We start from the raw sequence: 12352 nt of genomic DNA, 5'->3' as shown, positions 1-12352 counted from the left end.
ATCACCCATGAACGCGGGCGGCAGCGAGCTCGCGAAGGGAACGCCATGCTTCGGTGCGCTGTTCAAGAAGAGCCAAGAGCTGGTCGACCCCCGCGACAAAAGCGTACAAATCCGCTTCCGGCGCTGCTTCATCCGGAAGACTGACGGGTATCGGAAGCGTCGACAATAGCAGTCGCGCTTCTTCGAGGGCAGCCTCCGCTGAATATGCAGCTGAACCGACTGCTGCAGCTGCGGCATTGCTGCCGCCGAGGAGCTCGGCTCCGGCTGCATTCACGGCCGCGGCCAGAGCCGAGCTCAGGGCAGATCCGCCCGCGGCTACCGGCGCAGCTGCCGTTCCCGTGCTAGCCGCACCTGCGGATGCAGCCGCTGCGCTAGGCGCCGCGCCTCGCGCTGCCAGCGCTTCCGCTTCGGCCGCAGCCTCCGCCGCTCTGCGCGCTCGCTCGGCCTTCGCCTCGGCCGCGAGCTCCGCTTTCTCCGCCGCAAGCTCGGCGGCGCGCTCGCGCTCCGCCTTGTTCTGCTGCACAGTGGACCACGTTTGCAGCAGCTCATGCCCGTTCTTGTACAGGAGCTTGTCCTTCGTGCCGGACGAAATTTCCTTATCCTTGAACAGCTTAGCGATCTTCTTCACGTCGCTGACAGGCAGCGCATCGCGGGCGATGATAAGCGCGAGCGGATCGCGATGCTCAATCGGAAGATCCTTAACCGGCAGCAGCTGGTCTTCGGTCAGCTTGCCCTCCCGAATTTCCGTGCCGCTGACAATCAGCTTCCGCACGGAGTTGCCGAACTTCAGCAGCTCGCATTTGTTCTTAATATAGCTCTCGGGCTTGCCGAGCTTGCCGGCGAGGTATTTAATCGAGCTGTTGAATTTCGATTCATTCATGAGCTTGTGGAAGGCTTCTGCTTCTTCAATCGGCGAGAAGCCCTCGCGCGTCAGATTCTCCGCGATCTGCTCCAGATAAATCTCCATTTCATCGGTCACCGTCGACACGATGCAGGGAATCGTCTCTTTACCGAGCATTTTACTCGCTTTGTAACGTCTGTTGCCGTAAATGATTTTGTATCGTCCGCCTGGGGTCGTGCGCACTTTAATCGGGGAGAGCAGGCCAATCTCCTCGATGCTTTTCATTAGCTCCTGAAGCGCTTCTTCATCGAACTGATAGCGCGGCTGGTCGGTATCTTCATCGATTAGATGAGTCGCAATTTGAATAATATCCATATAATTTCTCCTATCTTCACAGTAAGAGTCACCCGTATTATATACCAGGAACCATTCTGTGAAAAAGAGAACACAAGGATTATCGCTCAGAATGAGCGAGGTAATAGGCATATTCCAGCGGCCTGCTGTAGATGATGGCTTTGTCTTTAAACCAACGAAGGTCGTTGAACATGCTTTTCTGGGGTTTTCCGTTTAGTTCGATAATCCATAGCTTTCCTGCATCATCTAAAGCGAAATCGACGCTCAATTCGCCCAGTGAACCCATATGAGTTTCAGCTAGTTGCGCAGCCACTGCACTTATCTCATGAAGAGATTGAAGCATCTCTTTTGCCTTTTCCGGAATAAATAAGAGGTGGAAAATTTCAGCGGCGTCATAAATGAACTCGCAAACGCTCGTATTGAAATAATCCTGGTAGGCCACTCTGCATGCGATGGTGGAAACCGTCCATTCACCCCGAATGTCTTTTTGAACCAGAACCCGAATATCGCAATAACGATGATTAAGTTGACGTATGCTAACTCCTTGTTGAACCATATAGTTTTCTGATCCGAGAAGCTCATCTAACTTTTTCGCGATGCTCTCATTCGCTCTGCAAATATATTTTGGAGCTAAGGCATTCAGGGAGATATGTGTATCCCCTGTAGTCGTTTGCTCGATTCGATAGACGGATTTCCCTTTATACCCATACGTTGGCTTAATATATACGATTTTATATTTCTCTATTAGCTCTGATACGCTCACATCATTGTATAGATAGGTGTCTGGTATATAGGGGCTGAGTGGTGACTGTTTCAATAAGGTATAGAGATCCCATTTGTTAAAAAAGTTGATATTATTAAAGCATTTGTTCGTGCCAATCACGTTCTCCAGGCGTTGAACGGTGATTGTTTTTTTGTTGAAACTGCGATTATAGACGACATCAGGAAAAGGAAACAGTCCTTGTTTCCATAAGCCCTTATTTAAGCTAAGTCCATGGATGCGTTCTTCCTTCCAATCGATATCCGCCGGGGTAAAGGCAAAAAGCTTCATGTTCAGTTTGTCATACCGCTGATAGAGCTTCAAAATACTTTTTCTGTTGATTCTCTCGGTTACTAAAATCCCTACTAACGGTTGACTCTCCAATCTATCCACTCTCCCAGTCTTTGATCACTATTACTAGTAAATGCCGGAGTGGAATTTTTGATAGGGACAACAACATACTAGTATGGAAAAATAGACATTAATTTCCACCCATTTTCAGATATGTAGGCAACTACTCCCATCCATTTGCCGGATGATGAATATGATGAAACAGCTTTACTTTACTAAATAAGGAGACGAGACTATATGGGTAAACATAACTGTCCTCCAGGTCCTCCGGGACCGGAAGGACCGCGCGGGCCCCAAGGACCTCCGGGACCTCTGGCAGAAGGGGCGCAATTGCTTCAAGGACTTGCCGGCGCAATCGGAGCGGCAGGACCCGCAGGACTTGCCGGAGCGCTTGGACCAGCTGGGTTAGCGGGACTTGCCGGAGCCATCGGTGAGGCCGGACCTGCAGGTCTGGCAGGTCTGGCTGGGGCACTTGGGGCAGCAGGGCTTGCCGGAGCAACAGGACCAGCGGGACCGCCGGGACCAGCAGGGCCGGCAGGAGCAGCAGGAGCTGCAGGACCGGCAGGAGCAACGGGAACTGCAGGATTAGCAGGGCCTGCAGGGCCAACAGGAGCAACAGGAGCTCCGGGAGCTGGAGGATTGATTCCATTTTCGACGGGGATCATCATAAGCGGTGCAACAGTAGTATCGGCAGCGCCGATATTAATGGGCTTTGGTAGTCACACGGTTGAAGTCATTGACGGTTCCGGAGAATCGACGATGCCGCCGGAAGCAGGCGGATTTGCTTTTCCGATTCCGTTTGCGGGTACCGTTCAGAATTTGCAAATCAGCGCTGATCTATTGGTTGCTTCCGTGGTTTCCATAAATACCCTCGGCCTTCAATATGATTTCACAGTATTCCTCGCACCGTCGGTTCCTAATAACGGGATTGATCACAGTGCTTCACCTTACGTGACCACTCCGCTAACCAGTTCGCTACGCTTCGGATTTCCGAATAATATTATTACAGCGGGCACTTTCCGTGCCGCAACGAATATCAACGTGGGGTCATTGGTAGTGGCTGCAGGTGATCGAATTGGGATTCGGATAAGGACGCTGCAATCGACGGATCCCTCGGCAGCAGATATCACGCAGCTCTCATTTAGTGCCAGTCTGTCGTATACGCCTTCTTAAAGAGAATGTCAGAGTCGCAGGCTATGATGGAAATTTCATCATAGCCTGTTTTGCATGCAACCATGCATCAGTAGTGGTGGTTGCAATATGTAAAAAATGATAGATGTTTTTGCCTTCCCGAAATTGGTAAATCATCCGTAATATGATACGATGTAGACATTCCGTGTTCATTTTATAATGCTTCGATGAGGAGGTTTTACTAGGTGTCTTATTTATCTATTAGCACGTGGAGTTTGCATCGTCTGTTAGGTCCGCTTCGTTTCACGTCGTGGAACGCCGAGACCGGCCAGCATGAGCAGAGTGTTCAGGAACAGCCGCAAGCGTTGACCTTGCTGGAGCTTCCGGCAGAGCTCGCGAGAAGAGGGTACCATGCCGCGGAAGTTTGCCATTTTCATTTTCCATCAACAGAACCTGATTATTTAGCGCAATTGCGGGAAGCATTCCGCGCTGCGGCATTGTCCTTTGATACGCTGCTGCTGGATTACGGCGACTTAACCTCCGAGGACGAAGCGAAGCGCGAAGCAGACATTCGCTTCATGCGCGAATGGATTGACATCGCATCGCTGGCAGGCGCGAAGCAGATTCGCATCATTGCCGGAGAGGCGAAGCCGGATCAAGAAGAAGCGATCCGGAAGTCGGCAGCTGGCCTGATCGAACTTGGTCATTATGCATCGAGCAAAGGTGTACGCGTCGTTTCGGAGAATTTCAAGGCGCTCACCTCAACAGGCTCATCGAGTGTTAAACTATTGGAGAGCATCGGCGACGCAGCCGATTTCATTACAGACTTCGGCAACTTCGCATTACCTGCCAAATATGCGGAGTTTGCGATGACCTTGCCGCGCAGCGTATCCGTTCATGCCAAAGCACAGTATGATGGCGATGGATTGCCCGATCGCGAAGAATTTCTCAAATGCTTAGAAACCGTGCGCGCGGCCGAGTTTAACGGCGCAATCGTGCTAATCTATGATGGTCCCGGCGACATGTGGGCAGGGCTTGATCGGATTAAAGAGATCGTAGCGGAATATTTATAGAGAAGAGGTGATTGGAATGTCCTTTGTCATCGATGCCGCAACCCGAATTGGAATCGTCTATTTGCGAGTTAGTAATTTGGAGCGTTCGCTTGCGTTCTACCGCGAGGTTGTAGGATTGCAGGTTCTCTCTCAAGGAGAAGGAACAGCGGAGCTGGGGGCACAGGACAGCTCTGCACCTCTGCTGCATTTGCGGGAAATCCCGAATGCCGTGCCGCGTCCGCGCCGATCGGGAGCAGGTCTGTACCACTTTGCATTGCTGGTGCCGGACCGCAAATCGCTCGGACTGGCGCTGCGCAACCTCATTGCAAGCGGCATCCACATCGGGCAGGCTGATCACTTCGTAAGCGAAGCCCTATATATTGCAGATCCCGATAACAACGGGATTGAAATCTACCGAGATCGTCCGCGCGAAGAATGGGAACGCGATGAGAAGGGGCAGTATGTCATGGGCCTTGACCGGATCGACTGGGATGGCTTGCTGGCTGAAGCAGGAGATACACCTTGGAGCGGACTGCCTGCCGGCACAACCGTGGGACATATTCATCTTCATGTCTCCGAGCTGCCGACTACGGAACATTTCTACCACGATGTACTCGGCTTCGAGCTCGTCGCTCAAATGGCGGATTCTGCGCTCTTCATCGCAGCAGGCGGCTACCACCACCACATTGGACTCAATGTGTGGGCAGGCATCGGAGCAGAGCTTACACCGGAGAACGCGCCGGGACTCGATTATTTTGAAATCGTGCTTCCAACCGAAGCCGCGCAAATGGAGCTCTTCGCACGTTTGCAGGCTGCGAGTGTACCTCTGCAAACCGACCGCGGCACGGTCATCGTACGCGACCCGTCCGGCATCGCGATCCATCTGATCGTCCAATCGCAAGCGCCGCGCTAATTGAAATGTTGTGACGCAAAGCCTCTATTATCCATCTACCTGGAAGAGGCTTTTTTGCTGAGTAAAATGTGTGAAAATTGCAAATTTTGGATAATTGTGCGTATGTGCAAGTTGCTTGATTTATGTGGGCAAGCAACGGTTAGGGGTATACACAATTTTGTGTGAGGATATGCAATTTTTGGTAAGGGGGAGGAGCGGTTTCATGGCAAGTCAGCGAGGGTTGCTGGTGACGTATATACGGAACAACTGGTATATCTACGCATCCGGCGTTTCGTTTTCCATTGTTGCGAATATCTTTCAGGCTTATTTTCCGAAGGTGCTCGGTAATTTCACGGATCAACTTCAGCAAGGTGGACTGACCAAAGCGACCGTTTGGGATTCCAGCATGATCTTACTCTTAATCGGTATTGCATACGGGGTGCTGGGCGGTATCGGGCAGTTTCATATTATGTATGTGGGCCGGAAATTCGAGTGGTACACACGCAGGCGGCTGTTTAGCCATTTCACCACGCTTGGCGAACAGTACTATTCGAAGAACGGTGTCGGTAAGCTGCTCAGTTATGTAATGAATGATGTGACGACTGTTCGAGAATCGATAGCAATGGGCGTCAATCAGACGGCGAACGCGGTGATGCTCATCATATCTGTTATCGTCATGATGATCCTGAGCGACATTCCGATTTATCTCATTCTGGTTTGTATCTCCCCGCTGCTCTTCATTCCATGGGTTGTGGTGCGGATCGGACCTAATATCCGTAAGCGCTCCCTTGCTGTGCAAGAGTCGCTTGGCGCCATGACGGAATCTGCGGAAGAGCAGTTCGGCGGCATTCGTGTAACGAAGAAATTTGCCGTAGAGGACATCATGAATGAACGATTCGGTAAATCGGTGGACCGGATCATGGACAATCAACTGAAGCTGGTTCGCATCTCGTCGTATTTTCAAGCACTCATTCCTTTTCTCGGGGCACTATCCCTGATCATTACACTGGCTTACGGCGGATACTTGGCACTTGGCGGCACGATTACGCTCGGTAACTTCGTTGCCCTTACGCTCTACGTTCGCATGATGGTTAACCCGCTGCAGGCAATCGGAAATGTAATCAATACGATTCAACGTTCACGCGCATCGGTCGAGCGATTGAATGATTTGCTGAATAGACAGCCGGAAATTAAAGAAGAGCCTGCTGCGGTGGAGGTCGATTGGGAGCGCGAGACGTTGTCAATCAATGATCTGTCCTTCGCTTATCCGGATTCGCCGGAAGAGGCGCTTAAGCATATTTCGCTTCAGGTGGCACCGGGCAAGACCATTGGCATCGTAGGGAAAACCGGTTCCGGCAAAACAACGCTTACCAAGCTGCTGCTCCGCGTCTACGATCCTCCGCTTGGAGCCGTAACGATCGGCGGCAAGGATTTGCGCAGCCTGAAGCTTGAGAACTTGCGCGGCGGAATTGCTTATGTACCGCAGGATGGGTTCCTGTTCAGCTCGACGATTCGGGATAACATTTCGTTCTACAAGCGCAGCGCAGACTTAGCCCAAGTGGAGAAGGCAGCGCGGCATGCTAAGATTCACGAGAGTATCATGTCGTTTCCCGATGGCTTCGAGACGAAGCTTGGCGAGCGAGGCGTCACGCTCTCTGGCGGACAGCGTCAGCGGACTGCCCTTGCGCGCGGCATGATGATGGATGCGCCAATTCTGATTCTTGACGACAGCGTAAGCGCCGTCGATGCCGTTACGGAGACCGCCATTATTGATACGATTCGCAAGAAGCGCAAGAACAAAACAACGATTATTATCGCTCACCGGATCAGTGCTCTCCAACATGCCGATGAAATCATCGTGCTCGACGAGGGACGGATTGTGCAGCGGGGAACGCATGGGTCACTGCTTGCGCAGGGCGGCATCTATGCCATGCTCCATGCCATTCAGGAGGAGGGAAGCGGCGTTGGCTAAACTAATCCACAACGCGCAGATCGACGCGAGAACGGACATTCCGGGTTCATCCGGAACTGGCAAAGAGAGCAACAAGGAAGCTTACAAGGGGCTTATCGCTTATGCGAAGCCGTATCGGTTGACCTTCTTGGCGGTGTTTGCTTGTATTATCGTTGCGATCGCGGCAGATTTGCTGCAGCCTTACCTGGTTAAGATCGCGATTGATGATCATTTGATGAAGGGCGATCGCAGCCCGAACACGCTCTTCCTCATTGCCGGCCTTTATCTGCTGCTTTCCATCGCAGGATTTGTCTTTACCTTCTTGCAAAATAATCTGCTTCAGAAGGCCGCGCAGGGGATTGTTGCTACGATTCGCAAGAAGCTGTTCCGCCATATCTCGAAACAGTCCATGTCGTATTTCGACCGCGTGCCAAGCGGCAGTCTCATCACGCATGTGTCGAGCGATACGGAGTCGCTCAATCAGTTCTTCTCGCAAGTGCTGCTCAGCGTGCTGCGCGATGGCCTGACACTGGTGTTCATTATCGCGTTAATGTTTCAACTCAATGTAAAGATGACGCTCTACTGCCTTATTTTGCTGCCGATCATCGCACTGAATGCCATTGCATTCCGTTCTTATATGCGCGTCACTTATCAGATGGCGAGAACCAATTTGTCCCGCTTAATCGCTTTTGTCGCAGAGAATTTGGCGGGGATGCGCATCATCCAAGTGTTCCATCAAGAGAGAGAACAGCAGAAGCAGTTCGATGAGAAAAACCGGCTCTACTTCCGTTCCAACCTGCGGGAGATTCGCACGAACGTGCTGTTTAACCGCTCTTTTGAAATGATGGGCAACTTGTCCGTTGCTTTCGTCACTTGGCTTGGCGGGAATGCGGTGCTTGGCGAAAGTCTGCCGTTCGGTGTACTCTTCGCGTTTATTACGTACATTCGCCAGTTCTTCCAGCCGATCAATAATATTTCGCAGCAGTGGAATACGCTTCAATCCGCAACGGTATCGTTGAACCGGATTTGGGGCATATTCGGTACGGTGCCGGAAGTGCGGGATGCAGAGAAAGTGCGCAGCTTGGATGATTCCGCTGTGAAGGGAAAGATAGATTTTGACGGCGTGAAATTCAGCTATAAGGATGGGCAGCCGGTTATCCATCATCTGGATTTGCATGTGAAGCCGGGTGAAATGATCGGGATCGTCGGTACAACCGGTGCTGGCAAAAGCTCACTCATCAGTCTGCTCTGCCGATTCTATGATGTGAAGGAAGGCCGCGTCACGATTGACGGTACCGATGTTCGCGATCTGCCGCAGGAGACGCTTCACCGGTTGATAGGCTTGGTGCAGCAGGAGCCTTATCTCTACTCCGGCAGTATTATCGACAACGTCCGGCTGTTCGACGAGACGATTACGAGGGAGCAAGTCATGGAGGCGTGCAAGCTCGTAGGGGTAGATACGCTGATCGGACGGATGAAGGACGGCTACGATACACGCTTGTCTGAGCGGGGAAGCGGACTGTCTGCCGGTGAACGCCAGTTGATTTCGTTTGCGAGAATCATCGTGTTCAAGCCGAAAATCCTCATCCTTGACGAAGCGACAGCCAACCTGGATTCGCATTCCGAGCAGCTCATTCAAGAGGCGCTGACAGTCGTCTCCCAAGGACGCACGACCATGGTTATTGCCCATCGGTTGTCCACCATTATGGGGGCCGATCGGATCATCGTCATGAAGCAGGGCGAGATTGTTGAGGAAGGCAATCACAGGGAGCTGCTCGCGCGCGGCGGCTACTACGAGGAGCTGTACCGGCACTCGCAAGGTCGGACAGTGCAGCTTGCCACGGGAACCGGCGGCGTCACTGGCGGTGTCGCAACTCCGAAGAAGAAGAGCTGCGGAGTGGGATAACGGGGATAACTATGGCAGTTATCCCCAGAATGTTGGCGAAATGTGGATAGTTTGTTAGTAAAGCTGTGGATAGTGCGGCGTGGCTCGCCATTTAGGCGAGAAAAACAAAATGTCGAGCCTTCCTCCGAGAGAGGGCGAACAGTGATATTTTTGCAAAAGAATTGCAATAATAGGGCATAGCTTGGCCGGTAACGTCAATAGACAAGTCGAATTGTTCTGTGAGATAATCAATCAACTACTATGATACTCAGTCTGACGTAAGGAGTTTGAGGAATGGAATACCTATTATTGCTGGCAGAAATCATGCTGGTCAATCTCGTGCTTAGCGGCGACAATGCCGTTGTTATCGCGCTCGCGAGCCGTAATTTGCCATTGCAGCATCGGAAGAGAGCGGTTTGGTGGGGAGCGATGGCTGCTGTAGGGCTGCGGATTGTTTTGACTGCAGTTGCCGTATATTTGCTCAAAATTCCGTTCATCCAAGTAGCCGGTGCTTTGCTATTGTTCTGGGTAGCGATAACGCTGTTGAAGGATGATGGAGAAAGTAAAGACATCGAGGGCGCGCAATCCCTCTGGAAAGCGATTCGCATTATTGTGATGGCTGACTTTATTATGAGCTTGGACAATGTACTGGCGATTGCCTCCATTGCCAACAATAATATTTGGCTGATGTCACTGGGGGTCGCGCTAAGCATTCCAATCATCGTATGGGGCAGCCAATTGATTATGACGCTGCTGCATAAGTTCCCTATTTTCATTTACCTGGGTGCCGGGATTCTAGGCTATACAGCCGGAGAAATGCTGGAAGAGAGCGAAACCGTAAAGTCGGGGCTGCACAAGATTTCCGAGTATGCGGACGATGTTTTTCCATTCATCTGCGGCTTGCTTGTCATTGGGATTGGCTACTTACTGCAGAAGCGTGGGCGGCGCTCCGAAGTACAGGAAGCATAAGGTCCGTTCTTCGAATTAAACAAAGGCTAGCTGTGGGGGATTCAGAATCCCTCACAGCTAGCCTTTTCCGTTTATTGTTCAACAACTCACGGTTACCCGACCTGCGATTTCCTCTTCAACAACAGAACCCCGTTCGACTCAAGCTGAACCGCCTCGCTGACCGCGGCGCCGGTCTCAAGATCCTCGTATGCACGTCCATCCAGTTCTACGATTTGCCCCTTGCCACTGAAATGCATCACGAAGATATAATCATGCTCCCCATCCGATCGCAGCTGTGCAGTCACGCCTTCCGGCAGATCCGTCTCCAGTGAACGGCTCACGCCAGCCTCTTCCACAGTACGGGCGTAGAAGTCTCGCAGAAAATCTCCCTTCAGCCGCGTCGCCATATGATATGCGCGGCCTGCGCCAAGTCGATTCACGGTCAGCGCCGGCTGCCCCGCATAGAAGTCACTCTCATAGACGCCGAGCACTTCCGCACCTTCTGCATGGATGATCTCACAAATTTCGTGCGACTCATACGTGCCGATGAGCTTCAGCGAGAATCAAACCGTTGCGGTCATGGTCATACAGCCCTTCGATTTCCTCCGCCCAGATCCCCAGCGTCTTACGCAGCGGCCCAGGGAAACCACCGAGATGGCATAAATCGGTAGCGCCGACAATACCCGACCAATACGTCGTGACGAGCGTGCCGCCGTTCTCCACAAACTTTTCTAAGCGGCGGCCTGTCTCTTCCGTGCACAGATACAGCATCGGCGCGACGATTAGTTTGTAGCCGGACCAGTCCTCATCGGAGCCGACAACATCGATGGGAACTCCGAGCTCCCAGAAGGCTTTATGATGCGCAATGACGGTTTCCTCATAATGAAGCCCAATGTTCCGCGGTCCCTGCGAGTCCTTGATCGCCCACCGATTATCCCAATCGAAGAGCAGCGCAGTTTTCGAAGGCGTCGCACTGCCCAGTACCTCCGACAAGCCGGACAGTGTCTTCCCGAGCGCGGCCACGTCGCGGAATACGCGCGTATGCTCGGTTCCGTCATGATCGACGACGGCGCCGTGAAACTTCTCGCTGGAGCCGCGGCTTTTGCGCCACTGGAAGTATTGCACCGAATCGGAGCCATGCGCCACCGCTTGAAGGGAAGATAGGCGGTGCATCCCGGGACGCTTCAGCTTGCTGACCGGCTGCCAGTTCGTTAAGCTCGGCGTGCTTTCCATAAGCAGAAAAGGTTTCCGCTTCAAGGAGCGGTACAAATCGTGATAGAAGGCAAAGAATGCCGCCTGTCCGCTGTCGTCGGCGGCTGAATGCCAAGTCGGATAGGCATCCCACGAAATGACATCGATTTCTTTGGCCAGCTTGCGGTAATCGAGCCCTTCGATCATGTGCATATTGGTTGTGATCGGAAGCGTGGGATTGAACGGTCGAACCGAAGCAACCTCATGTCTGCAGAAGTCCGCCGTTTGGTCGCTGACGAAACGCCGCCAATCCAGATTATGAGCGTGGACCAGGAATTCGCCATGGAAAGCCGGGGATTCGATTTGCTCCCAATTGGAATAGGTGTGAGCCCAGAATTCTGAGCAGGACAAATACGATCTCTTCGAACCTACTAACTTTGAAGAGCTATGGGAAAAGCTTGAACAGCTATGGCATCTGATCAGTGTGTGCGGTGAAGACGGATATTGGGAGGCTTCTCTTGGTGCATATGATCTGCTGTTGACTGCTATTCGGGGGAAAAGCGACATGGAGCTGAAGCAATCCGTTACTCCCGGGGGCGACGGTAACGCCGCATTGAAGGCAGGTGTTCAGATGATGCATGACCATTATAATGAACGATTGCTTCTTACTAATGTGGCCCGAGCGTCCGGTTACTCTGTTCAGCATTTTCATCGGTTATTCGTAAGCAGCTATGGGATGACGCCGAATCAGTACATGAATCGCATCCGAATGAAGCGGGCGGTGCAGCTCTTGGAGGAGCTTGGAGGTGCGAGCGGCAGCGTGGAGAAGGTTGCGATGCAGCTTGGGATGGAGACGAGTTATTTTATCCGATTGTTCAAGAAAACGTATGGAACGACTCCTAAACAATGGAAACTCAATTAATTTGTTTAATAAATTGACGAAATTGTGTCCTCGCCGTTAGAATAAGGATTATCACTTTGGCACTTTTCCGAGTC

General features: G+C 52.0%; 11 protein-coding genes. 7 read left to right on the top strand and 4 right to left on the bottom strand.

The features are described from left to right. Window position 1: 1 nt before the first annotated feature. Together AC6ESO_RS19665 and AC6ESO_RS19660 are read right to left on the bottom strand one after the other, a co-directional pair. Entirely contained in the window at window positions 2-1216 is a 1215-nt protein-coding gene (locus AC6ESO_RS19665) for a ParB/RepB/Spo0J family partition protein (protein ID WP_497092841.1), read from the bottom strand. A gap of 79 nt (window positions 1217-1295) precedes the next feature. Next, complete coding sequence (locus AC6ESO_RS19660; RefSeq protein WP_497092840.1) at window positions 1296-2339, bottom strand: YheC/YheD family endospore coat-associated protein; 1044 nt, start codon at window positions 2337-2339, stop codon at window positions 1296-1298. Between the two features lie 204 nt (window positions 2340-2543). Between AC6ESO_RS19660 and AC6ESO_RS19655 the strand changes: the two genes are divergently transcribed. The 6 genes from AC6ESO_RS19655 to AC6ESO_RS19630 all read left to right on the top strand — a co-directional run bounded on the left by AC6ESO_RS19655 (window position 2544) and on the right by AC6ESO_RS19630 (window position 10186). Next, window positions 2544-3479 carry a hypothetical protein gene (locus AC6ESO_RS19655; RefSeq protein WP_497092839.1) on the top strand — a complete coding sequence of 312 codons (936 nt, stop codon included), beginning with the start codon at window positions 2544-2546 and terminating at the stop codon, window positions 3477-3479. 203 nt (window positions 3480-3682) lie between these two features. Beyond that, window positions 3683-4510, top strand: a complete 828-nt coding sequence (locus AC6ESO_RS19650) for a sugar phosphate isomerase/epimerase family protein (RefSeq protein ID WP_497092838.1) — start codon at window positions 3683-3685, stop codon at window positions 4508-4510. A gap of 16 nt (window positions 4511-4526) precedes the next feature. After that, window positions 4527-5402 carry a VOC family protein gene (locus AC6ESO_RS19645; RefSeq protein WP_497092837.1) on the top strand — a complete coding sequence of 292 codons (876 nt, stop codon included), beginning with the start codon at window positions 4527-4529 and terminating at the stop codon, window positions 5400-5402. A 202-nt stretch (window positions 5403-5604) separates the two neighbouring features. After that, window positions 5605-7353: an ABC transporter ATP-binding protein gene (locus AC6ESO_RS19640; protein ID WP_497092836.1), complete on the top strand. Its 1749-nt coding sequence runs from the start codon at window positions 5605-5607 to the stop codon at window positions 7351-7353. Then, window positions 7346-9238, top strand: coding sequence for an ABC transporter ATP-binding protein (locus tag AC6ESO_RS19635; protein ID WP_497092835.1), 1893 nt, complete (start codon window positions 7346-7348; stop codon window positions 9236-9238). Before AC6ESO_RS19640 ends, AC6ESO_RS19635 begins: the two co-directional genes overlap by 8 nt. Before the next feature lie 273 nt (window positions 9239-9511). Then, window positions 9512-10186 carry a TerC family protein gene (locus AC6ESO_RS19630; RefSeq protein ID WP_497092834.1) on the top strand — a complete coding sequence of 225 codons (675 nt, stop codon included), beginning with the start codon at window positions 9512-9514 and terminating at the stop codon, window positions 10184-10186. A gap of 92 nt (window positions 10187-10278) precedes the next feature. Here AC6ESO_RS19630 and AC6ESO_RS19625 read toward each other — a convergent pair whose 3' ends face one another. Beyond that, on the bottom strand, window positions 10279-10656 hold the full coding sequence (locus AC6ESO_RS19625; protein WP_497092833.1) for a beta-galactosidase trimerization domain-containing protein: 378 nt from the start codon (window positions 10654-10656) through the stop codon (window positions 10279-10281). 43 nt (window positions 10657-10699) lie between these two features. Next, window positions 10700-11767, bottom strand: coding sequence for a beta-galactosidase (locus AC6ESO_RS19620; protein WP_497092832.1), 1068 nt, complete (start codon window positions 11765-11767; stop codon window positions 10700-10702). Between the two features lie 154 nt (window positions 11768-11921). Here AC6ESO_RS19620 and AC6ESO_RS19615 point away from each other — a divergent pair, with 154 nt between their 5' ends. After that, window positions 11922-12278, top strand: coding sequence for a helix-turn-helix transcriptional regulator (locus tag AC6ESO_RS19615; RefSeq protein WP_497092831.1), 357 nt, complete (start codon window positions 11922-11924; stop codon window positions 12276-12278). The last annotated feature ends 74 nt before the right edge of the window (window positions 12279-12352 follow it).

This window comes from Paenibacillus rhizoryzae, from assembly GCF_059686995.1.
The sequence above is the reverse complement of the archived record's forward strand: the minus strand, read 5'-3'. Positions and strand labels throughout refer to the sequence as shown.

What these genes read in the sequence shown, in the direction of transcription:
- AC6ESO_RS19665 (WP_497092841.1), bottom strand. Translation starts at nt 1,216, where the DNA reads ATGGATATTATTCAAATTGCGACTCATCTAATCGATGAAGATACCGAC.
- AC6ESO_RS19615 (WP_497092831.1), top strand. Translation starts at nt 11,922, where the DNA reads ATGGAGCTGAAGCAATCCGTTACTCCCGGGGGCGACGGTAACGCCGCA.
- AC6ESO_RS19640 (WP_497092836.1), top strand. Translation starts at nt 5,605, where the DNA reads ATGGCAAGTCAGCGAGGGTTGCTGGTGACGTATATACGGAACAACTGG.
- AC6ESO_RS19655 (WP_497092839.1), top strand. Translation starts at nt 2,544, where the DNA reads ATGGGTAAACATAACTGTCCTCCAGGTCCTCCGGGACCGGAAGGACCG.
- AC6ESO_RS19630 (WP_497092834.1), top strand. Translation starts at nt 9,512, where the DNA reads ATGGAATACCTATTATTGCTGGCAGAAATCATGCTGGTCAATCTCGTG.
- AC6ESO_RS19645 (WP_497092837.1), top strand. Translation starts at nt 4,527, where the DNA reads ATGTCCTTTGTCATCGATGCCGCAACCCGAATTGGAATCGTCTATTTG.